Source organism: Micromonospora maritima, assembly GCF_902825405.1.
GTDB lineage: Bacteria > Actinomycetota > Actinomycetes > Mycobacteriales > Micromonosporaceae > Micromonospora > Micromonospora maritima.
In genome coordinates, this window is record NZ_CADEAU010000042.1 from 1 (window position 1) to 21,260 (window position 21,260).

19 protein-coding genes are annotated in these 21,260 nt (G+C 73.6%); 12 read left to right on the plus strand and 7 right to left on the minus strand.

Features of this window, described 5'->3' with window-relative positions; genetic code table 11:
- The first annotated feature begins 142 nt into the window (after positions 1–142).
- The 4 genes from HUW36_RS07275 to HUW36_RS07290 all read left to right on the plus strand — a co-directional run bounded on the left by HUW36_RS07275 (position 143) and on the right by HUW36_RS07290 (position 5,391).
- Entirely contained in the window at positions 143–1,615 is a 1,473-nt protein-coding gene (locus tag HUW36_RS07275; protein ID WP_174527411.1) for an SCO6880 family protein, read from the plus strand.
- 82 nt (positions 1,616–1,697) lie between these two features.
- Positions 1,698–3,092: an ATP/GTP-binding protein gene (locus HUW36_RS07280; RefSeq protein ID WP_246247945.1), complete on the plus strand. Its 1,395-nt coding sequence runs from the start codon at positions 1,698–1,700 to the stop codon at positions 3,090–3,092.
- Positions 3,089–4,891: a type IV secretory system conjugative DNA transfer family protein gene (locus HUW36_RS07285; RefSeq protein WP_174527413.1), complete on the plus strand. Its 1,803-nt coding sequence runs from the start codon at positions 3,089–3,091 to the stop codon at positions 4,889–4,891. Before HUW36_RS07280 ends, HUW36_RS07285 begins: the two co-directional genes overlap by 4 nt.
- Positions 4,888–5,391, plus strand: a complete 504-nt coding sequence (locus HUW36_RS07290) for a DUF4913 domain-containing protein (RefSeq protein ID WP_174527414.1) — start codon at positions 4,888–4,890, stop codon at positions 5,389–5,391. The genes HUW36_RS07285 and HUW36_RS07290 overlap by 4 nt, the downstream gene beginning before the upstream one ends.
- A 25-nt stretch (positions 5,392–5,416) precedes the next feature.
- Here the strand turns inward: HUW36_RS07290 and HUW36_RS07295 are convergent, their stop codons facing one another.
- Positions 5,417–6,646 carry an outer membrane protein assembly factor BamB family protein gene (locus HUW36_RS07295; RefSeq protein WP_174527415.1) on the minus strand — a complete coding sequence of 410 codons (1,230 nt, stop codon included), beginning with the start codon at positions 6,644–6,646 and terminating at the stop codon, positions 5,417–5,419.
- 375 nt (positions 6,647–7,021) lie between these two features.
- Between HUW36_RS07295 and HUW36_RS07300 the strand changes: the two genes are divergently transcribed.
- The 6 genes from HUW36_RS07300 (at position 7,022) to HUW36_RS07325 (ending at position 13,012) form a co-directional block, all read left to right on the plus strand.
- Positions 7,022–7,357: a hypothetical protein gene (locus HUW36_RS07300; RefSeq protein WP_174527416.1), complete on the plus strand. Its 336-nt coding sequence runs from the start codon at positions 7,022–7,024 to the stop codon at positions 7,355–7,357.
- A gap of 122 nt (positions 7,358–7,479) precedes the next feature.
- On the plus strand, positions 7,480–8,796 hold the full coding sequence (locus tag HUW36_RS07305) for a glycosyltransferase family 4 protein (RefSeq protein ID WP_174527417.1): 1,317 nt from the start codon (positions 7,480–7,482) through the stop codon (positions 8,794–8,796).
- Positions 8,793–10,103, plus strand: a complete 1,311-nt coding sequence (locus tag HUW36_RS07310) for an HAD domain-containing protein (protein ID WP_174527418.1) — start codon at positions 8,793–8,795, stop codon at positions 10,101–10,103. Before HUW36_RS07305 ends, HUW36_RS07310 begins: the two co-directional genes overlap by 4 nt.
- On the plus strand, positions 10,100–10,993 hold the full coding sequence (locus HUW36_RS07315) for a hypothetical protein (RefSeq protein ID WP_174527419.1): 894 nt from the start codon (positions 10,100–10,102) through the stop codon (positions 10,991–10,993). The genes HUW36_RS07310 and HUW36_RS07315 overlap by 4 nt, the downstream gene beginning before the upstream one ends.
- The gene (locus tag HUW36_RS07320) at positions 10,990–12,417 is read left to right on the plus strand and encodes an ABC transporter permease (RefSeq protein WP_174527420.1); all 1,428 of its coding nucleotides are present in this window, start codon (positions 10,990–10,992) and stop codon (positions 12,415–12,417) included. The genes HUW36_RS07315 and HUW36_RS07320 overlap by 4 nt, the downstream gene beginning before the upstream one ends.
- 25 nt (positions 12,418–12,442) lie before the next feature.
- Positions 12,443–13,012 carry an NUDIX hydrolase gene (locus HUW36_RS07325; protein ID WP_174527421.1) on the plus strand — a complete coding sequence of 190 codons (570 nt, stop codon included), beginning with the start codon at positions 12,443–12,445 and terminating at the stop codon, positions 13,010–13,012.
- Positions 13,013–13,038: 26 nt separating this feature from the next.
- Here HUW36_RS07325 and HUW36_RS07330 read toward each other — a convergent pair whose 3' ends face one another.
- The 3 genes from HUW36_RS07330 to HUW36_RS07340 all read right to left on the minus strand — a co-directional run bounded on the left by HUW36_RS07330 (position 13,039) and on the right by HUW36_RS07340 (position 16,595).
- Complete coding sequence (locus HUW36_RS07330) at positions 13,039–14,886, minus strand: hypothetical protein (RefSeq protein WP_174527422.1); 1,848 nt, start codon at positions 14,884–14,886, stop codon at positions 13,039–13,041.
- 5 nt (positions 14,887–14,891) lie between these two features.
- On the minus strand, positions 14,892–15,701 hold the full coding sequence (locus HUW36_RS07335) for an ABC transporter ATP-binding protein (RefSeq protein ID WP_246247947.1): 810 nt from the start codon (positions 15,699–15,701) through the stop codon (positions 14,892–14,894).
- A gap of 165 nt (positions 15,702–15,866) precedes the next feature.
- Entirely contained in the window at positions 15,867–16,595 is a 729-nt protein-coding gene (locus HUW36_RS07340) for an alpha/beta fold hydrolase (protein WP_174527423.1), read from the minus strand.
- A gap of 175 nt (positions 16,596–16,770) precedes the next feature.
- On the opposite strand from HUW36_RS07340, the gene HUW36_RS07345 reads away from it, so the two are divergent.
- Positions 16,771–17,541: a L,D-transpeptidase family protein gene (locus tag HUW36_RS07345; protein ID WP_174527424.1), complete on the plus strand. Its 771-nt coding sequence runs from the start codon at positions 16,771–16,773 to the stop codon at positions 17,539–17,541.
- A gap of 56 nt (positions 17,542–17,597) precedes the next feature.
- Here HUW36_RS07345 and HUW36_RS07350 read toward each other — a convergent pair whose 3' ends face one another.
- From HUW36_RS07350 to HUW36_RS07360, 3 genes are all read right to left on the minus strand, one after another.
- On the minus strand, positions 17,598–18,989 hold the full coding sequence (locus tag HUW36_RS07350; RefSeq protein ID WP_174527425.1) for a glycoside hydrolase family 6 protein: 1,392 nt from the start codon (positions 18,987–18,989) through the stop codon (positions 17,598–17,600).
- 135 nt (positions 18,990–19,124) lie between these two features.
- Positions 19,125–20,192 carry a DUF2855 family protein gene (locus tag HUW36_RS07355; RefSeq protein WP_174527426.1) on the minus strand — a complete coding sequence of 356 codons (1,068 nt, stop codon included), beginning with the start codon at positions 20,190–20,192 and terminating at the stop codon, positions 19,125–19,127.
- Positions 20,193–20,274: 82 nt separating this feature from the next.
- Entirely contained in the window at positions 20,275–20,751 is a 477-nt protein-coding gene (locus tag HUW36_RS07360; protein ID WP_174527427.1) for a TspO/MBR family protein, read from the minus strand.
- Positions 20,752–20,814: 63 nt separating this feature from the next.
- Between HUW36_RS07360 and HUW36_RS07365 the strand changes: the two genes are divergently transcribed.
- Positions 20,815–21,260 (plus strand): DUF4140 domain-containing protein (locus HUW36_RS07365; RefSeq protein ID WP_174527428.1); only part of this gene is annotated, 446 nt, incomplete at its 3' end.

Sequence of the window (21,260 nt, forward strand, 5' to 3'; positions counted from 1 at the left end):
CGGCCGGCGGAATGGCCGCGGCGGCCGGGCCCATCGGCGCCGGCATCATGGTCGGGCAGGCCGCCGCGAAGGCCGGACCGGCGGCGGTCCGGAAGATCGGTGGCGCCGCCGCGGGCGCGACCGGACCGACAGGAGCTGAGCAGTGACGACGACGGCCGCGCCGCCGAACCCACCGCAGCAACGCGCGTACGGCAACTGGCGCCGCGGGGTGTCCGCCGGACTGTTCGGTCTGGGCACCGTCGGCACGCTCATCATGTTCGGTCTGGCCCTGCTGACCGTGCTGATGCTCGCCGTGTCGCTCCTGGCCGCCCTGCTGACCGCGTTGTGCGGCGCAGCCGTCCTGGTTCCGCTGGCCGTCCGGGTCAACGGGCGCACCGGATTGCAGGTCATGGCGGCGCGGTTCGCCTGGTGGCGCGGGCGCTCCCGGCGGCAGCACCTCTACCTGTCCGGCGTGGCCTCGAAGGTGACGCAGACGCACCAGCTCCCGGGCATCCTGGCCCGCTCGCAGGTCTACGAGGTCGAGACGGGCCGCTCCGGGCGCATCGGCGTGGTGGTCATCCCGCAGTCGCGGCACTACACCGTCACGCTGCGCTGCTACCCGGAGGGCATGGACCTGGTCGACCAGAGCGCCATCGACGCCCGCGTGGCGCACCTGGCGGCCTGGCTGTCCAACCTCAGCCGCGAGCCGGGCCTGGTGCAGGCCGCGGTCACCGTGGAGAGCACTCCGGACCCGGGCACGCAGCTGGCCACCGAGGTGGACGACACGATGTCGCCGCAGGCCCCGGAGCTGGCCCGCCGCGTCCTCCAGGAGGTGGTACGCAGCTACCCGGCCGGATCGGCGACGGTGGAGACCCGGGTCTCGCTCACCTACACGCTGCCGCCGAACCGGCGGCAGCTCTCGCACGAGGACATGTGCCGGGAGGTGGCCGCCCGGCTGCCGAACCTGCACTCCGGGCTCTCGGCCGCCGGCGCCGGCGGGGTGCGCCCGATGATGCCGCGCTCGCTGGTCCGGGCCGTGCGCGCCGCGTACGACCCCGGCGTGGGCACCGAGCTGTCGCGTACCCCCGACCTGGATCTCACCTGGGAGAACGCGGGCCCGGTCTCGGCACGGGAGAGCTGGGACTACTACCGGCACGACTCCGGCGTCTCGCGGACCTGGGGCATGGTGGAGGCCCCGCGCGGTGTCACCTTCGCCAACACGTTCGCCCGGCTGACGGATCCCGACCCGCAGCTGCTGCGCAAGCGGGTGTCCCTGATCTACCGGCCGTACACGCCGGCCGAGTCGGCCAAGCTGGTCGAGTCGGACAAGCGCGACGCCCGGTTCAACGCCACGAAGAAGGCCCAGGCCACCGCCCGCGACCTGGCCGACCTCAGCGCGGCCGAGCAGGCCGCGCAGGAGGAGGCCTCCGGGGCCGGCGTCGTGCGTTTCACGGTGCTGGTCACCGCCACCGTCTCCTCGGTCGAGCACCTCGACGAGGCGACCCGCATCATCGACTCTCGCGCCGCGGAGGCGCGGCTCATGCTGCGCCCGATGTACGGCGCCCAGGCGGCGACCTTCGCCGCCACCCTGCCGACCGGGGTGGTGCTGCCCGTGCACGCCACCGTGCCGTTCTAGGAGGCGGATCCCGATGCCCCGCTCCGTCGTCCCGATCCGACGTCCCAGCAGGCTGGGTTACACCGGCCCCGGCGGTGGCTACATGTCGTGGGTCGAGTCGCCCACCGAGTACCGGGGCACCACCGTGCAGGTGTGCGGCCTGTGGCCGTTCGGCACCGGCTCGTCCACCCCGACGATCGGCGCGCCGCTGGGCCGGCACCGCTACACCAACGCGACGGTGTGCTTCGACCCGATCTCCTGGTACGAACGCGCGAAGCTGATCAACAATCCGTCGGTGTGGATCCAGGCGGAACCGGCCATGGGCAAGTCCACGAGCGTGCGACGGATGCTGCTGAGCCTGGTCGCCCAGGGGGTGACCCCGCTGATCCTGGGCGACCTGAAGCCGGACTACGCCGAACTGGTCGCCGCGCTCGGCGGTCGGGTGTTGCGGGTGGGGCCCGGGCTGCACCGGATCAACCCGCTCGACATCGGTCCGTGGCAGCAGGTGCTGGCACACGTACGCGACCCCAAGGAGATCGAACAGCTGCACGCGGAGATCGTCGACCGTCGGCTGAACGCCGCCCTGGTCCTGGCGACCCTGACCCGGGGCTCTCCGCTCGCGTCGGACGAGATCACCGTACTGGCAGCCGCGCTGCGCTTCCTGACCGAACGGGAGAGCGCCACCCAGCCGCTGCTGTCGGACGTGCTGCGGGTGATCGAGGAGGCGCCCATGCAGGTGCGGTGGGTGACGCTGTGGCACGACGACCACGACCTGGACCGTTACCGCCTGGAGACGGAGAACCTGCGGCGTACGCTGCGAGCCCTGATCCACGGCCCGCTCGGCTCGACGGTCGAGGGTCACACCACCGCCTCGATCGACCTGGACACCACCGCGCTCTGCGTGGACATCTCCGGGATCAGCGAGACCAACCAGATGCTGACCGCCGCCACCCTCGTCACCACGTGGGCCGCCGGCTTCGGTCAGGTCGAGGCGGCGCACCGGATGTCCGATCTGGGCCTGGCCCCGCCGCGACGCTTCTTCCTGGTGCTGGACGAGATGTGGCGCGCGTTGCGGGTCGGGCACGGCATGGTCGACCGCATCGACGCGCTGACCCGCCTGAACCGGTCCAAGGGCACCGGCACCGCGTTCATCACCCACTCCCTGGGCGACCTGCAGGCGCTGCCGAACGAGGAGGACCGCGCCAAGGCCCGCGGCTTCGCCGACCGGTGCGCGGTGCTCATGATCGGCGCCTGCTCCGAGCAGGAACTCGACGCTGTCGCCCGGGTGCGGCCCCTGGCGCAGGCCGAACGCGCCGAGGTGCTGTCGTGGTCCGCGCCGCCGTCGTGGACGACCGGACCGGACGAGGAGGAGGTCCTGATCGGCCGGGGAAACTTCCTCATCAAGGTCGGGACCCGTCCGGGCATCCCGGTGCACCTGGAGCCTACCGAGATCGAGAAGCAGTTGGGCAACACCGACTTCCGTTGGCGGCGCACATGAGCCGGGCGGTCGGACCGGGCGGAAGCAGCGACTCCTCCGGTCTGGTCGCGGGTGGCCTGGCCGGGGCGGTGCTGGCGGTGGCCGGGGCGGTGTGGTTGCCGTTGCGGCTGACCGGGCCGCCCGGCTACGACGGCGAGGGGCTGTTCAGCGCCGTCGCCGGGTTGGCCTCCGGCCGGATCACCTGGACCGTCGCGTGCACGCTGGTGGCGGTCGCCGAGGTGCTGGTGGTGGCGGCCCTGGGCGCCGGTGTCCTGCTGCTGGTCCGGGGTCGCCGTCTCCGGGGCAGCCGGGTCGACGAGGCCGCGCGGCACATGGCCCGCCGTGGCGACCTGACACACCTGAGCCCGGACGGGGTCACCGCGTCGGCCAGGCGGCTGCGGGCCAGTCTGGCCGACGCCGGGACCGTCGCCCCCGACGACGCCGGCGTCCTGATCGGACACACCGTCGTCGGCGGCATGGAGCTGCGTCAGTCCTGGGAGGACATGGCGGTCGACATCTGGGGGCCCCGGACCGGGAAGACCACCGCCCGCGCGATCCCGGCCACCGTGTCCAACCCCGGACCGACGCTCGTCACGAGCGTCAAGGGCGACATCATCGACGCCACCCGGGAACTGCGCGCGGCCCGGGGCGAGATCTGGGTGTTCGACCCGCAGCAGGTCTGGGGTCAGCCGCAGCAGCTCTGGTGGAACCCGCTCGGTGGGATCACCACCATCACCGACGCGCGCCGGCTGGCCGAGCACTTCGCCTCGGCCGAACGCGAACCCGGCATGCAGCGCGACGCGTTCTTCGACCCCAGCTCCGAGGAACTGGTGGCCAACCTGCTGCTGGCGGCCGCGGTCGGCGGACGGTCCGTCCTCGACGTGTACCGCTGGGCGGTGAACCCACGCGACGAGTCACCGGCCGACATCCTGACCGGTGCGGGCTTCCAGCTGCCGGCCGACTCGATCGTCGGTGTGATCAACATGCCGGAACAGACCCGCGGCGGCGTCTACGCCGGCGCGCAGAAGATGCTCATGTGCCTCACGGAGCCGAGCGTCACCGCATGGGTCAGCCCGCCGTCCTCGCCGATGGTCCGGCAGTTCCGCCCCGAGGAGTTCGTCGCCACGTGCGACACCGTCTACCTGCTCAGCCAGGGTGGTCCGGGATCACCGGCGCCATTGATCGCCGCGCTGACCGACGCGGTGCTGCGGGCCGGCGAGCTGCGCGCCCGCTCCTCGCCGGGCCGGCGCCTCGATCCGCCGCTGATGTCGGTGCTGGACGAGGCGGCGAACATCTGCCGCATCCGTCAACTTCCGGCCCTCTACTCCTACTACGGCTCGCACGGCCTGCCGATCATCACGGTGTTGCAGTCGTACGCCCAGGGCGTCGACGTGTGGGGCCGCGAGGGGATGCGCAAGCTGTGGTCGGCGGCGAACGTGCGCACGTACGGCGGCGGTGTCGCGGACCCCGAGTTCCTGGAGGAGCTGTCCCGCCTCATCGGTGAGCACGACGTCATGACCCGGTCCACGTCGAGCAGCGGGTCCGGCTTCGGCCAGCGGTCGGTGTCGCGGCAGACCCGCCGCCAGCGGGTGCTCGACGTCGCGGAGCTGCACGCGCTGCCCCGGGGCCGGATGGTGGTGTACAGCTCCGGTGCGCCACCGGTGCTGGCCCGCACCGCGCCCTGGCAGACCGGCCCGTACGCCGAGGCCGTCCGGGCCTCCATCGCCCGTTGGGATCCGGACCGCCGGACCGACTGGAGTCTCCAGGCCGACACACCCCAGTTGCAGTCGTTCGACAGCTCGGTGCAGGAGCCGCGATGACCACGCCCACCGACCGGAGCGGTTCGGAGCGGGCCGTCGCCGAACTGTCCGCCCTGCTGGAGCAGCTGTCCGGGGCCATGCCGGCGGGCGACACGCCGCCGGATCCCCATGCGGCCACCGCCACCGGGCAGCAGCCCGTCGACGAGGTGCCGGAGCCGGCGTTCCGCAACCTCGACGAGTTCATGCGCCTGTACCTGGCCGAGGTCGTCGAGCGCCGCGTCCTGAGCGGTCCCAAGAGCGGGATCCACTGGTGCGAGCGGTGGTGGGCGCACCCGGAGGCGATCTCACGCTTCTACGCGATGTGGCGCGAGTGGGAGAAGGCTCGGCTCGACGACACGATGAGCACCTGGTGGCTGCACCACCTCGACCCGCACCTGATGGCCATGACCACCGAGTACGGGCCGTTCGCCAAGTGTGAACCCGGGCGGCACACCGAGCCCGCCACGTTGCCGACGATGGCCGCCCCGCGAGAGGTCCTCCGTCAACTGCCCGAGGGCTGAGCGCCGGCCCGACCGGCCGTACCGGTCAGCCGGCGGCCGGGTGGAACACCACCGTGTCGCCGTCCGACGGGTCCGCGGCGAGGCCGCCGTACGCGGTGACGGCCACCGGCGCCACCCCGGGTGACACCGACCTGTCCAGGCCGGTACGCGCGTCCAGGACGACCGCGGCCCCGTTCACCGTGCCGTAGACCGCGCCGTGCCACGCCGCGGTCATCCGCGGGGCGCGTCGACCGGTGGCGGGCAGCTGCCACAGGTCGTCTCCGCTGGTGGAGTCCAGGGCGAACAGCGGCTCCGAGTTGCCGAGCGCGCAGACCGTGACCGCCGCCTCGTCGTAGGAGCAGCGCAGTCCCACCCGGTACTCGCCGGTGGTGCGGTTGGCCAGGGTGCCGTCCTTCTTGACGAGCGCGTAGAAGCGCCTGCCGTCGTTCTGCCGGCCCACCGCGACGACGAACGACGGACCGGCCGCGGCGAGTTCGGCGTCGGCGACCGAGAGCGCCGACCAGCGTTCGGCGCCGTCGAGCAGCGCGAGCCCGGTGACGGAGCGGCGGTACCGGGTGTCCGGAGCGGTGAGGCCGACGACGGTGTCCCCCAGGAGCGCCGAGGCGGTGAACTCGTCGTCGCGCCACAGCGTGTTGCCGGTGCTGACGTCGACGACCACGGTCACCTGCTTGCCGATGCCCAGCACCACCGCAGTGCCGCGGCCGCCGACCACGCGTACGGGGTCGGCGGCGACCAGGCTGAAGTCGCCCTCGGCCGGTTTGGCGTCCACGGTCACGGTCGTCGTCAGCCGACCGTCGGTCGCGTCGATCACGAGCAGCTCGACGGCCTGGCGGGACGCGACGGTGCCGGAGGCGGGGATCTCCACCGCGTACGGCACCACCACCGTGGGCCGTCCGGAGGGGTCGATCAGCACCGGCCGGTGCCCGGCGGCGGCCGGATCGCGGGTGATCGGCGTCTGCTTCGGCGTGAGCACGGACAGCCGGCGTCCGGTGCCCGCGTCCAGCACCGTGGTCCCGGCGTCGCCGGCCACGAAGGCGGTGGTCCCGCGCAGGAGGACGTCGCCGGGGCGGGCCTGTCCCAGTGCGATTCCGGTGGGCCGGAACCGGGTCGGCGGGTCGAACGCCGGCGTCGACGGGGTGGTCGCGGGTGCCGGCGCGCCGGTGGAGGCCGGCGGAGGCGGGTCGTCGTCGCCGCATCCGGCGCTCGTCGCCACGAGCGCGACGATGACCGCCACCGCCTGGAGCCGCGCTCGCACCACTGGATCCCCCGTTCCGCGATCGTCCGGCCCCGTAGCGTAGCAACGGGCATCGATCGGGCGGGCGACCGGCGCGCGTCGCGGCGGATCGACCGGTCTGTTCTGAGTGGACAGCGCGATCTATGCTGCTCCCGGTACGCATCGTGAGCGGCATCGGCGTCTGCCCGTCGCTCGGGCGTGCCGATGCAGTCGTGCGTTCGGGGGAGGGCACTGCATGAGTTCGCCGTGCGTGGACGTCCGGGCTGCCGGAGTCGTCAGCGGCGCCGCCGTGCCACGGTCCTCCCTTGCCCGCCCGCCGCGCACCGCGGTGCCCCGTGACCCACCGGTCCGTGACGCGCCCGCTGCCGTCAGGACGTGCACATGGAGGTAACAGACGTGACGAAGGTGTCGGATTCCTGGGGATGCATGCTCAGCACCCACCGTTACGCGTGGGACGAGCGGGAGGAACCGGTACGGCAGGACGTCACCTTCGCCGACCAGGCCGCCACGTCCCGGAGCACGCTGGCGGGCGAGGGTGACGCCGGGGCGCCGCGGTCGGTCGAGATCGCCAGCACCGAGGCGCTCGTGGCCGCGGCCCTGCTCCGGGAGTTGTCGGCCCGGCTCCGCCACGGTGTCACCACCGGCGCGGTGAGCCCGGACGCCGCGGAACTGGCCGACGTCACCGACGATCTCGTCGGCCGGCTCTACGCGGCGACGGGCATGCGGGGCTGACCGTCGTCGGCCCGGCGTGGCCGCGCGCCGGGCGGTTCCGGCGCCCCGACCCGCGCCGGACGGTTCCGGCGCCCTGACCGCCGACCAGGTATCCGCAGAGACACCAGAAGAAGGCAGCAGAGATGACAGTGCCCTTGCCGCCGGCCCGGGCGGAGGCGCAGAGCCGGCCGATGAACGTGCTCACGCTGTGCGACAAGTGGATCGGCGGCGGCCCGATCGCCGTCAACCGCGAGATCTCGGTGGCGCTCGCCGAGCTGGGGCACCGGGTGACCACCCGGGTGAGTGTTCCGTCGCCGTCGCATCCCCTGGTCGACATCCAGGTGCTCGACCCGGTCCCGGGGGTGTCCGACACCCGGGCGCAACTGCTGCGGGCGGACGGGCTCCCGGCGGACGTCGACGTCATCATGGGCCACGGCCGGTTCTCCGGTGGAGCCGCCTCCTACCTGCGCGACAACTTCTATCCGCACGCGAAGGTGGTGCACTTCGTCCACGTGACGGCGGACGAGATGGACCGCGGCCGGGGTGAGCCGCTGGAGTCGAACCAGCACACCGAGACCGAGCGCGCCCTGGTGTCCCGGGCCGACCTGGTGGTCGGCGTGGGCCCGCTGCTGACCGCCGAGGGCCGTCGCCTGGCCCGGATGTGCGAGAAGCCGCCGCCGGTGGTGGAGATGACGCCCGGCGTGGTCCTGGAGACGCCTCCGCGCTACGACCCCGAGCAGACCCGACTGAACCTGCTGGTGTTCACGCGCACGGACGACCGCCTCAAGGGAGCCGACATCGCCGCCGCCGCGGTGGGCGAACTGCACAGGCGTGGCCTGGACGTACGACTGACGATGCTGGGTGCGCACAAGTCCGACGTCGCGGAACAGGAACGCGTGCTGTCCGACATCGCCGGTTTCCCGGTCCGGGTGCGGGGCTACACCTCCGACCCGGGCGTCATGGCCGCCGAACTCCGGGGTGCGGACCTGGTGATCCACGCGGCCCGGCACGAGGACTTCGGCCTGGCCCCGCTGGAGGCCGCCGGGTACGGCGTGCCGGTCCTGGTCGGGAACCACACCGGGGTCGGGATGTTCCTCGGCGACGCCAACCGGGTGCCGCCGGCCCTGGGCGCGGCGTCGGTGGTGAACACCAAGGGACACTCGGAGGCGACGCTGCCCACGGTGTGGGCCGACCACGCCGAGGCGGTCCTGAAGGATCTGCCGGAGACCCGGCGTCGGGCCGCCGAGCTGCGCGAGCACCTCGGGCGGAACCACACCTGGCGGCACGCCGCCGAGGGGGTGGCGGAGCACATCCAGACCCTCGCGCCGCCCACGCGCGGCACCGCCGCCGCGACGGCCGCGTTGCAGGCCGCGCACCAGCAGGCCCGCCCCGCGGTCGCGCCGCCCCGGCGGCCGCAGGCCTGGCAGGAGGGCCTCCGGCCGCCGGGACGCGGCCGGTGAGCGGGCCCGGGAAGCCGTGGCTGCTGCTCGACATCGACGGTGTCCTCAACCCCACCGACGACCACGCCGACCGGGGCTTCACCGAGCACCACCTGCACGGCTACCGGGTGCAGCTCAGCCGCGAGCACGGGCGGATGCTGAACGACCTCGACCGGGAGGGACTCGTCGACCTGCGGTGGGCGACGACCTGGAACCATGCCGCGAACGCCTATGTCGCCCCCGCCGTCGGCCTGACCGGTCCGCTGCCCGTCCTGGTCATCGACCGGGCCCTGGCCGGCCCGGTGCCGTTCGGCGTCAACTGGAAGGCCGCGAGCGTGCTGGCCGAGGCCGACAGCAAGCCCTTCGCCTGGCTGGACGACTTCCTCACCGACGCCGACCGGCGGTGGGCCGAGGCGCGTGTCCTCGACACCGGGATCCCCACGCTGCTCGTGCCGGTGGACCCGGCGGTCGGGTTGCTTCCCGACCACCTCGACCAGGTGCGCTCGTGGGCCCGGAGCACCAGCGGCCCCGGCGTCCTCACCGGTGCGGAGCTGCTGCGGCGCACCCCGCACCTGTCGGCGGACCCGGTGGCGCGGGAGCGGGCCGACTGGTTCGCGCGTACCTGCAACGCCCTGCCCGACCAGGCCGGCGGTCTCGACCGGAGGGACCTGACCGTCTCGCTGTGGGACCGCTGCGCGAGCGCGGTCACGGCCGAGTACGCCGACGGGTCGCGAGGGCTGCGTCCCACCGACGAGTTCGTCCGCCAGTCCTTCCGCCGGTTCCTCCGGGACGACGGCACGGCGGCGACGGTCTGGGCCGACCGGGCCGCGCTGCGCGCCGCGCAGCCCGAGCGCGGCGACGTGACGCACGCCAAGGACTCGTACCGTCTCGTCCTCGCGGAGACACCCGACCGCGACGCCGGCCCGCGGATCCAACTGCTCGTCGACTCCGCGGTGGCCGACCTCGGCATCAGCCCGGACATCCAACGCACCCACCGCTCGATCCAGCTCGGCCCGTCCGGCCCGCTGGTGCAGGTCTCCGTCCGCGCCGACCGTCGCGACACGTCCAGCGACCTGACCGTCGCCTTCGGTCACGACGGGCAGGCCGAACGGGTCCCCTACGATCAGTTGCTACGCGACGGCCCGGACGCCCTGCGCGAACGGGTGACCCGGGTCGGCAGGTCCGTGGCGGAACTGCAGGAGCGACGGTCGGCCGCCGTCGCCTACCTGCCGCGGCCCGCCGCGCGCCGACACCAGCAGCAGCCGTACCAGCCGACGGCGGCGGTCCGTCCGCCGACGTCACCACAGCCATCGAGGGGCAGACGATGACATCGGAGAGTCCGACGCACGAGGGCAAGGCCGTCGACCAGGCGCGGCAGGACTACGACGCTCTGCGCGCGGTCGGCGAACTGTTCCCCGACACCGCACTGGCGGAGAGCAGCCGGCAGCTCGAACGCGGTGGCGACTGGCCGGAGAACCTGCGCGACGCCCCGCTCGTCGTCGACGCCGGATCGGCCTGGGGCCCGGGCACCGTCCTCGCGGTGGCGGCCGCCGGGCGCGGCGTACCGCGGCTCGCTCTGGTCATCGTGGGCGACGAGCCGGCCGCATCGGCCGCACGCCGCCTGCTGGACCGCGTGGGCCGCCCCGAGGTCGGTGTCGTGTTCCGGCCCGCCGAGGTGCCGGCGGCCGTCCGGTCCGCCTGCGGCGGCGACGGGCAGCCGATCCGCTGGGCCGGCCTCGGCGAGCCCCTCCACCTGGCGCAGCTGATCCCGCACGCTCCCGACCTCGCCGGCCGGTTGCGGGTCACCCAGTCGGTGACCGGCGGACGACTGGTGAGCCCGGACGCGGCCCGGACCGTGCTGGACGCGGTGCGGGAGGGGCGGATCGCCGCGCTCGACCTGGTCGGCGGGCCGGAGGGCGACGGGCCGGCGGCCGACCACAGCCACCGCCAGGCCATGGCGCTCGTCGAGGCGCTGGACGAGACGGTCGACCGGTCGGCCACGGCCGCCGTGCTCGACGGCTCCGTCGTCCTGAGCGCCGCCGTGATGCTGCCCTTCGTCGACGTGGAGCGGGCCGGCACGGCTGTCGACGCCGAGGGCCGCTTCCGGCGTGGCCACGACGGGGTGTCCCTGTGGTGGGGCGCGATCGAGGACCATGACCCGCTGGTCCGCTGGCTCAGCCGGGTCATCGAGCCGTCGCGGCCGGACCGGGAGGCGTGACAGGGGTGTCGGCCACCGAGGAGTTCTCCGGGCTCGAGGCGATCTACGAGGCGTACGGGCTGGAGTCGGCGAGCGACCGCGCGGCGGTCGCGGAGGCGTACGGCGTCTTCCGTGAGCACCACGGGCCCTACGTCACCTCCATCGCGGCCGAGATGCTGGACGACCTGCGGGCCTCCGTCGAGGCCGACCCGAACGAGCGGATCGTCTTCGTCGGACGGGACGGGTTCAGCCTCGGCGTCGCCGTCCGCGCGATGGACCCCGACTTCTTCGACGCGCACTGTCACAACGTGGTGCTCTCCCGGGCGCTCGCCGAGGCCGCCGTGCAGGACAAGGAGCGCAACAGCGGGGCCGAGTACCCCCAGCTCCAGCCGTACCGGGAGATCTCCGGGTCGGTCGACGACCGGGACATCGACGGCGCCTACCAGCGGCTCACCCGCTACCTGCGGGGCAACGGGATCCCGGTGGGCCGGGAGGGCAGCCGCATCACCTTCGTCGACAGTTGCCTGAAGGGCACCATCCAGGAACTGTGCGCCGCGATCTATCCGAAGAGCGAGTTCACCGGCCGTTACATGTTCTACTACGGCATCGAGGGCGACCCGCATCCCGGCAGCAAGAAGGGCTATGCCCTGCACCGCGAGGGCGCCCTCGGCGGGGGCCTGAAGACGCTGCCGGCAGATCCGGCTCTGACCTTCGGCAGCATTCCGGCGATCCGGGTCATCGAGAACGCGTTGCAGGGCCCGTTGAGCAGTCCGAAGAGGATCCGGGACGACGCGCCGGACCAGACCCGGTTGATCGACACCCCGGACCGGACATGGGGATGCAATCCCGTGCTGATCGCCGAGCCCTACCGCGATCCCGCCGTGCGCGAGGCCAGCAAGGTGGCGGCGTTGCTCGCGGTCCACGACAGCGCGGTCGACGTACGCGACGGCGCCCCGCTCGACACCGCGAAGGTGCGCGAGCAGTTCACCACGCAGGTGCGGTCCTGGCTCGAACGCAGTGCCGACGTGGATCCGCGGCTGAACCGGATCCTGGACAGTTTCGTCCACCGGGACGACCATCGCCTCATTCGCCGCCTGGACGATCTCATGCACGAGGCACGGCTTCCCGAGGCCACCAGAACCCGGTTCTGGACGACGTTCGACCAGGTGACGTCGCTCGACGACAAGAAGGACTTCATCGAGCAGTTCCGGAACGCGACGCAGCGGGCCCCGGACGGCGCGGGCCCGCCGCGTGGCGAGGTCGACGCCTCGCACCGTCGGGTCGAGGAGGGTCAGCCGTGGCTGCGGGGCATCACGCCGGCGGTCGGCGGCGCGGTGTCCCGGCCGCCCGCCCAACGGACGCCCGGCGGTGGCGCTCCCCCGCGGGCCCCCGCCGGCGCGTCGTACCCCGGGCGTCCCCGGCGACCCGACGCTCCGAGTCGCTGACCACCCGCCAGAAGGAGATCCCGCCGTGCCCACCGAATCCGGCCTCGCCGCCGCGTACCCCCGGCTGTTCGCACCGCAGCGGTGGGAGTGGGGTGGGCTCGACGCCCAGTTCAGCACCGACGTGCCCCCGGACGAGCTGGTCACCAACGTGCACCTGGTGGGGTTCAGCGGCGAGGAGGTCATCCTGTGTCGTGACGACCGCGACGTGTGGTTCCTGCCCGGGGGCACGCGCGAACCCGGTGAGAGCGTCGAGGACTGCGCCCGGCGGGAGCTGCTGGAGGAGGCGGGCGCGGTGCTCACCGGCCCGCTCACCGTGGTGGGCGCGCACCACTGTGTCACCGACCGACCGCTGCCGTACCGGCCGCACCAGCCGCATCCCGAGAAGGCCTGGCTGTGGTGTGCCGCCGACGCCGCGATCGTCCAGGCCCCGACGATGCCGGCGGACGCGGAACAGATCGTCGAGGTCCGGGCGGTGCCGGTCGCCGAGGCCGCTGTCCTTCTGCTCACCGATCAGCCCTGGCTCCCCGACCTGCTCATGCTGGCCGTCCGAGAGCGCGGGCGGACCGTGCGCGACGGTGACAGGGCCGCCGGGTAGCACGGTGACCGGCCCCGGGCCGGCGGTCAGACCGACTCCAGCTCGCGCTCCCCGGCCGGTGCGGGGGCACCGGCCCGCCCGGTCCGGTCGTCGACCCGGGTCATCACGGCCCGGGCGTAGAGCGCGATGCCGGCCAGCATGCTGGCCACGGCGATCGGAACGCCGAGAAGGGGCCGCACGTACATCGCCAGGAACCAGGACCTGACGTCGATGTCGGACAGGATGAAGACCAGCGGGACGATCCCCTGGGGGATCAGCAGGATCGAGCCGAGGCCCCAGCTCAGTCCCTCGACCGTGCCGCCCTTCCTGGCCACGCCGGCGCCGCCCGCGGCGCGGGACACGGTGGGCCGACCGGTGCGCATGGCGTGCAGCAGGTCGGGCCCGTCCTCGGTGAGCTTCCGGATCGCCAGGCCGCCCAGCACCCAGGCGACGACGACGCCGGTCAGCACGCCGACCGGCAGGCCGGCCCAGCTCAGCCACCGCTCGTCCCAGCGCGTGCCGAGGTAGACCACGGCGAGCGCCGGCGCCGGCGGCACCAGCCCGACCCAGAACAGCACGTTGGACCGGCCGGTGGTGTCGGCGCGCTCCAGCGGGTTGCTCGGCCGCTTGTGGGCGTCGGGTCCGGGGACCAGGCCGAACACCGACGAGTGGGCGATCAGGCCGGCGCCGCCGCCGAGCAGGGCGGGCACCGCGGCGGCCACCCACGGCCAGGCCCAGGCGGCACCGCTCCACCAGGTGAAGGCGACGCTCAGGGCGACGGCCGGCGGCGCGAAGACGATCAGGTATGCCCACTGCCGGCCCCGCACGTCGGCCCGCTCGGCGCCGATCGTCAGGGTCTGCCAGAGCGCGGTGCCGTCCTGGCTGTAGAGGTTGCAGGCCGAGGTGATCGCGAAGAGCGCGAGCGCCGGGCCGGCCCAGGGCAGCAGGAGACGGGCGTCGAAGGTCAGCGGCAGCAGCGCGGTGCCCAGCGCCCAGACGATCGGCACCACCGCGGTGGTGGTCCGCAGCGGATCGCGCCACCAGGTGCGCAGCTCCTTGCGGACGACTGCGCCGGTCGTGCCGCCGAGCGGGCCGCCGCTCACCGGGGCTCGGCCGGCGCTGCCCCGGATGGTGGCCCGGGCCCGGCGCGGAGTGCCCAGCTCGACCGACCAGACGAGCAGCAGGAGGACGCAGAGCGCGGCCAGTCCGGCCGGCGCGGCGATCGCGAGCGGCCAGTCCCCCCGGCCCGCGGCGTCCACCGCCACCACTCCCCAACTCGACGGGACCGCCCGCAGCGCGACGGTGGTCGGGTGGGAGAACCCGGTCTCGAGGATGTCGGAGTACATGACGGCCACGACGATCATCCAGCCGGACTGGGTGAGCACCAGCATCGCCGCGAACAGCACGCCGGTGACCGCCGCGCCCGCCCGGGACGCCGCGACCACGCCGAACAGCGCGTAGGCCACCCGGGACAGCAGCACCACGAAGACCAGTTGCAGCGCCGCGACCGGCACCGCCAGCAGCCCCGGGGCGAGCCCCTGCCGCGCCCCGTACGTGATCAGGCCGGCGAAGCCCAACGCGGTGACCGCCGTGGTGATCCCGACGAAGGCCGCGCCGAGCAACCCCAGCGCGAGCCGGCGGCGCGGCATCGGCAGCAGCATGAAGTGGTCGGCGCGCAGCACCGCCGAGCCACCCCACAGCGGGCCGACGAGCCAGCCGAGCGTCCACATGCCGAAGACGCCCGCGAGAAGGTCGCCGAGCACCTCGCGGTTGGGCAGCTCGACCAGGGAGAGCCAGATGGTGGCGGCCGCGAACAGCAGGCCGAGGAGCGCGCCGACGAGCATCCACGCGGCCCGGCCGCCGGTCATCGAGTTCTTGACGACCGTCAGCTTCATCCGGATCAGGACACCAGCCACGACAGCCCTCTACGCGCGTGCGCGTCGCCCCCGACCAGCCGGACGAACGTCTGCTCAAGCGTGCCGTCGCCGCGTACCTCGGCGAGTGGGCCGGCCGCCACGACCCGCCCCCCGGCCATCACGGCCACGGTGTCGCACAGCTGCTCGACCAGCGGCATGACGTGGCTGGAGAGCACCACCGAGCCGCCACCGGCCACGAACCCGTTCAGGATCGCCTTGAGGGCCGCCGCGGACACCGGGTCGACCGCCTCGAACGGCTCGTCCAGCACCAGCAGTCGGGGCCCGTGCAGCAGCGCGGTCGCCAGCCCGATCTTCTTGCGCATGCCGGTCGAGTAGTCGACCACCAGGGTGCGCTCGGCCGCGCCGAGCTCCATCACGTCGAGCAGGTCCTGGACCCGACCGGCCAGCACGCCGGCCTCGATGCCGCGCAGCTGCCCGAGGTACGTCAGCAGCTCGCGGCCGGTCAGCCGCTCCGGCATGGACAGCCCGTCGGGCAGCACGCCCAGCAGCGCCTTCGCCTCGACCGGGTCGGACCACACGTCGACCCCGAACACCTGCGCGGTGCCCTCGTCCGGGCGTAGCAGCCCGACCGCCATGGACAACGAGGTGGTCTTGCCGGCGCCGTTCGGGCCGACCAGCCCGAAGAACGAGCCCCGCGGCACGACGAGGTCGACGTGGTCGACGGCCGTGTTCGTGCCGAACGTTTTGTGCAGGCCGGACAGTCGCAGCGCCGCGGGCGGGCCGCCCGCGTCGGCACGTCCGGCTCCGGCGTGCCGGATGGTCGCTGGCTCCATGGGTCCCCTCGACGTCGCTGGGTGGCGCCGGGCCTGGTCTGCTCCGACCCGCGCTGCCGTGGGGAAGCGTCGACGAGGAGGGTTGGTCCACTGCGCCCACCCGGCGGAGGGGCGTGCGGGCCCAGTCTAGCGATCCGGGGACGCCGGGAGGGGCCCGGCGACGCCTCAGGACGACCCGGATCCGACGCCTCGCACCGCCTCGACGACGGACCGGGCGACCTCGTCGGGCTGAGACACCGCCATCGCGTGGGAGGCGCCGGCGACCTCCCGGACGCCGCGGGCGCCGGCCCGCTCGGCCATGAAGCGGTGTGCCGCGACCGGGATGTTCCGGTCGGCGTCCCCGAAGACGAACCAGGTGGGCAGCGACCGCCACGGTGGGGCGCCCGCCGTCAGTCCGTCGCCGAGCGCCTGCTCGGTCACCGGCCGCTGGGTCCGGGCCATCAGGGCCGCGAGGTCGTCGGACACGTCCGCGGCGAACTGCGCGTGGAAGGCGTCCTGCCGGATCGCCACCTCCTTGCCGCCCGTCGCCACCGGGTAGGAGACCAGGGTGTCGGCGAGCGTACTGCCGGGGAACCGACCGGACAGCGTCAGCGCCGACTCGCCCGTGTCCGGGCAGAACGCGTTGACGTAGACCAGGGCGCGTACCGCCGACTCACCCGCCGCCGCCTCCGTGATCACCATGCCGCCGTACGAGTGACCGACGAGCACCACCGGGCCACCGATCCCGCGCACCACGTCCCGCACGTACGCGGCATCCCCGGCCACGCCGCGCAGCGGGTTGGCGGCGGCCACGACGGACCGGTCGGTACCGAGCCGTTCGATCACGCCGTTCCAGCTCGCCGACTCGGCGAACGCGCCGTGGACGAGGACGAGGGTGGGTTCCTGATCTGACACGACATCCGCTCCTCTGGTTCCGGCGGAGCCGGGTGCGTCCGCTCGACGGGTAGGGCCGGCTGCTTACCCACGGTGCGGCGGTGAAACGTCTGCCCTCCGAAGGCGGTGGGACGGCCGGGCCCGTCCGGCGGCGCGAGGGGCACCGGAGCGGCGCGCCCGGTGGGAGGATGTGCCCATGCGACGGAGATCCCTGCTCATCGGCGCGGCAGCCGGCGTCGCCGCACCCGTCGTGGCCTCCGGCGCGACACCGGCGACGGCGGCGGCCGGTGTCGGCACCGACCCGCCCCGCCCCCGGCCGCGCACCTGGACGCCGGCCAACAAGGCCGGCGGTCTCACCACGCTGCCGGCGGCCACCCGTCAGGTCGTGATCGTGACGGCGGCGAGCTGGAGCACGAGCTACGCCACGCTGGAGACGTTCACGAAGACCGATGGCCGCTGGGTCCCGGTCTCCGCGGCGCTGTCCGCGCGGATCGGCTCCCAGTTCTTCAGCGACCACCACGTCGAGGGGGTGCCGACCACGCCGACCGGCGTCTACGCGTTCGGTCCGACCGTCTACGGCATCGCCGCGGACCCGGGCGTCCGATTCCCCTACCACCGGGTCGTCACGAACGACTGGTGGAACGAGAACCCGAACTCCGCCGGTTACAACACCTTCCAGCACACGGCGACCAGTCCGGGTGGCCTGAGCGAGGCGCTGTGGCAGGAGAAGCCGGCCTACACGCACTTCGCGGTGATCACCTACAACATGCCCCCGACCGTGCCCAAGCCGGTGCCGAACGCCGGCAGCGGCATCTTCCTGCACGAGTTCAGCCGGACGCCGTCCGGTCCCACCGCCGGCTGCGTCAGCCTGTCCCACGCCGACCTGGTCGGTGTGTTGCGCTGGCTCGACCCGGCGGCCCAGCCGCGCATCGTGCTGTCCCCGCTGGACAGCCTCGGCCGCTACTGACGGGAAGACCCGGGCCCGGCGTGGAGGTCGACCTCCACGCCGGGCCGGGGGCCGGGTCAGCTGGCCGTGCAGCTGGCCGCCGCGCCGGGGCCGGTGCCGGTGCCCTGGAAGCCGAAGTTGGTCGACTGTCCGGCGCCGACGCGCCCGTTGTAGCTCACGTTGGTGAATCGGACGGTCCCACTGGTGCCGCTGGCCTGCGCGTTCCAGGCACCGGTGATCGCGGTGCCGCCGGGCAGCGTGAGGGTCACGGTCCAGCCGTTGATGGCCGCGGAGCCGGCGGTGACGTTCACGCTCGTGGTGAAGCCGCCGGCCCACTGGTTGACCGACACCGACGCGGAGCAGCCGTTGCCCGTCGGCGGAGTCGTGGTGGGGGGAGCCGTGGTCGGCGGGGTGGTCGTCGGCGGCGTCGTGGTCGGCGGGGTCGTGGTCGGCGGGGTGGTCGTCGGCGGCGCGGTGGTGGGCGGGTTGGGCGCGCCGTTGGCCAGGCTGTAGGCCAGGTCGGGCTGGAACGATCCGGCGGCGTAGCGGCAGCCGTCCGCCTCCCCCGGCGGCTTCACCCACAGGTACGCGTCGATGTTGGCGTCACCGGTGTTCGTCGTCGGATACTGCCCGATGCGCCGGTCGGTGTTGTCGTCGGCGCACCAGTCCCCGGCGGCTCCCCCGTTGCGGCTGGTGTCGATGACCTGGCGCTTGCCGGAGATGCCCATGCCGTTGAGGGCGGAGATGACCGCCCGGCCGAAGGCGGCCTCGCCGGAGGTGGAGTTGAAGTTCGACACGTTGGTGAAGAAGCCGTCGGCGTACTGCACGCCGGCGGCGCGGAGCCGGTTGGCCGTCTCCCCCGCGCTGTTCCAGGTGGAGTGCCCGCCGTCGAGGTACACCTTGGCGTTGGGGTTGGCCGACTTGATGGTCTGGGTGGCCGTGGTGAGCGCCTGGTTGCGGGCGTTGATCTCGCCGCTGCTCAGGCAGGTCTGGAGGGCGAGCGAGTCGGTCTCCAGAATGATCATTACGGTCTGGTTGCCGAGCCCACGGGCGAAGTTGGACACCCAGGTCTGGTACTGGTTGAGGTCCGGCGCCCCGCCGGCGCTGGCTCCGCCGCAGTCCCGGTTGGTGATCTCGTAGACCGAGAGCACCGGGATCTGCTGCGCCGCGTTGGCGGCGCCGACGAACCCGGAGACCTCGGACTGCACGGTCGACGGGTTGAAGTTGGCGAACCAGCGGGCCTGGGGCTGGCTTTCGATCTTGTCGCGGATGACGGCGGCCCGCGAGTCGCCGGGGTTGGCCGCGACCCAGCGGACGACCGCCGAACTCGGGTCGCGGTAGAGCGTTCCGGACACCGTGCCGGCGGATGCGCCGCCGACGGCGAAGGCGACACCGGCGGCGGCGGTGACCGCGACGGCCGCCACGCCGACGGCCGCGGACCGGCGACGCCGGGGGGAGAGGATAGCCACGACGTGTTTCCTCCTGATCACATAGATGTGTCTGTCTTCATGGGAGCGTTCCCAAGACGGTAGCGGAGGCGCGGCCCGCTGCCAATATGCAAAGCCGTCACTGCGTCGGTGACCGGACCGCCGACGGTGGGCGGGTCAGAACTGGACGACGTGCCCCACCCGGGGCGGCGTACGGCCGGCGAGGACGTCGAGCCACGCGTGCCGCAGCGCCTCGGGGCCGCGGCCGACCCGCACGTCGAGCCACCCGCCCACCGCCCGCGAGAACCGCTGCCAGGCGTCGGCGAACCGGTGGTCGAGGCCGTCGCGGCCCCAGTCCCGGCCACGCTTGCGCATCTGCACCGGCGCGAAGAAGACCTCGTCGGCGACGTCGGCGTTCGGCGTCTGCCGGGTCAGGCCGACGGCGATGTCCCGGACGAGCCGGTCGCCCAGGTGGGCGCGCAGGGCGGCGCGGTGCGCGGGCGCCCCGGACAGGTCGAGGTAGACGGTCGGGACGGCGTCGAGCGACGTGACCTCGTCGTAGGGGAGGACCTCGTCGTAGCAGCCCAGCGACCGGGTGAACCCGAGGTTGCCGGGCGAGGTGAGCCCGACCAGGCGGCGGCCACGGCCGTGCAGCTCGAACGCGGCGGCGTACGCGGTCTTGCTCGACGCCGACGACAGCACCAGCGACCGTGCCCCGTACCAGTCGTTGTCGACGACCTGGTCGGCGAGCATGAACGAGGTGAAGAACAGCGGCCGGAACAGGATCAGCAGGTCCTCCTGCTCCGCCCGGTAGGCGGGGTCGCCGACGGTCGACCGGTAGGCGTTGTACGGCGAGGGCAGGTCGGCCCGGTGCGGACTGGCGTCCCGGAAGCCGGAACCGTCCACCCGGTCCGGACGCACCACCAGGTGGCCGGCGGGCGGAAGGTAGCCGTAGACACGCGTGCCCGGCTCGACGCCGGCCACGGCGGACGCGGCCACCTCGGCGAAACCCCACAGTGGCGGGAGGCCCCACCGCCGGTCCAGCCCGCGCGGCTCGGGTGGGAAGAACTCCCAGTACCGCATCGACTCGCCGAGCACCGCGTAGGTGACGTTGTTGGCGGTCAGCCCGACGCGGTCCACCCGCAGCAACGCCTGCCCGTCGGCGAGGGCCGGCACCGGGCCGTCGACGAGCGTGGTACGGGCGCGGTCGTCACGGGCCACGGCGAACGTCCAGGACTCGGCCATGGTCCGACGCTAGGCAGCCGCGGGACCGGAGACAAGTGCACTGCGAGTGCAAAATTCGACGGGCGCCGCCGCACCCACCGGATCAGCGGCCGCGGTTGAGGGCGACGATGGCGCCGTTCAGGGCGGTCGCGAACAGGGTCCACGCGACGTACGGAGCCAGTGCGGCGCCGGCCGGGCGGTCGGTGCGCGCCGCCCGGCGCAGCAGCGCCAGGTTGGACGCGTTGAGCACGGCGATCTCGGCCAGCGCGGCGGTGGGCCTGCGGGCGCCGAAGAACAGGGCGGACCAGCCGGCGTTGAGCGCCAGGTTGAGCGCGTAGCCGCGGGCGAAGGCGGCCCGATCGGCACCGTGGCTGCGCTCCAGGGCGCGGGCCCCGGCCACCGCGATCAGCGCGTACAGCGGGGTCCACACCGCGGGGAACGCGGCCGACGGCGGCTGCCAGGACGGCTTGCGCAGGCTCCGGTACCGGTGCGATGAGGTGCTGGTGGAGGTCACGGCGGCACCCGCCGCGGCGGTCGCGGTGACGGCCGCCGCGGTCTTGACCAGGGTCGGTACTCGCATACCGCCTCAGCTACCCGGCCAGCGCCGGATCAACCCGAGCGCCCCTGAACTACCCTCGCGGCCGTGGACACCACGGAGATCGATGCCCCCGTCGTCGGCGTCACCGTCTACCCGGACCGCGCCCGGGTCACCCGTCGCGGCACCGTCCGGCTGGCCGCCGGTGAACACCGGGTACGCGTCGCGCCGCTCCCCCTCGGTCTGAGCCGCGACTCGATCCGGGTCGGCGGGCGGGGCGCGGCCACCGTGCTCGGCGTCGACGTCCGCGCCTGGCGGCAGGCCCGCAGCACCGACGCCCAGGTCGCCGGGCTGGAGCGGCGGCGTCGCGAGCTGGCCGACGAGCTGGTCGAGATCGAGGACGCGGACGGGATCGAGGACCAGCGCGGGGAGTTCCTCACCCGACTGGCCGAGCGCGCCGGCGGCACGTACGCCCGGGCCCTGGCCGCCGGCGACGCGACACCGGCCGACGTCGCGGCCTTCAGCGACTCGGTGGCCGGTCAGCTCGCCGAGTC

Excerpts from the sequence above, each read along its gene's own strand:
- HUW36_RS07360 (WP_174527427.1), bottom strand. The coding sequence starts at position 20,751 with ATGCGAGTACCGACCCTGGTCAAGACCGCGGCGGCCGTCACCGCGACC.
- HUW36_RS07280 (WP_246247945.1), top strand. The coding sequence starts at position 1,698 with ATGTCGTGGGTCGAGTCGCCCACCGAGTACCGGGGCACCACCGTGCAG.
- HUW36_RS07290 (WP_174527414.1), top strand. The coding sequence starts at position 4,888 with ATGACCACGCCCACCGACCGGAGCGGTTCGGAGCGGGCCGTCGCCGAA.
- HUW36_RS07305 (WP_174527417.1), top strand. The coding sequence starts at position 7,480 with ATGACAGTGCCCTTGCCGCCGGCCCGGGCGGAGGCGCAGAGCCGGCCG.
- HUW36_RS07345 (WP_174527424.1), top strand. The coding sequence starts at position 16,771 with ATGCGACGGAGATCCCTGCTCATCGGCGCGGCAGCCGGCGTCGCCGCA.
- HUW36_RS07315 (WP_174527419.1), top strand. The coding sequence starts at position 10,100 with ATGACATCGGAGAGTCCGACGCACGAGGGCAAGGCCGTCGACCAGGCG.
- HUW36_RS07330 (WP_174527422.1), bottom strand. The coding sequence starts at position 14,886 with ATGAAGCTGACGGTCGTCAAGAACTCGATGACCGGCGGCCGGGCCGCG.
- HUW36_RS07285 (WP_174527413.1), top strand. The coding sequence starts at position 3,089 with ATGAGCCGGGCGGTCGGACCGGGCGGAAGCAGCGACTCCTCCGGTCTG.
- HUW36_RS07355 (WP_174527426.1), bottom strand. The coding sequence starts at position 20,192 with ATGGCCGAGTCCTGGACGTTCGCCGTGGCCCGTGACGACCGCGCCCGT.
- HUW36_RS07335 (WP_246247947.1), bottom strand. The coding sequence starts at position 15,701 with ATGGAGCCAGCGACCATCCGGCACGCCGGAGCCGGACGTGCCGACGCG.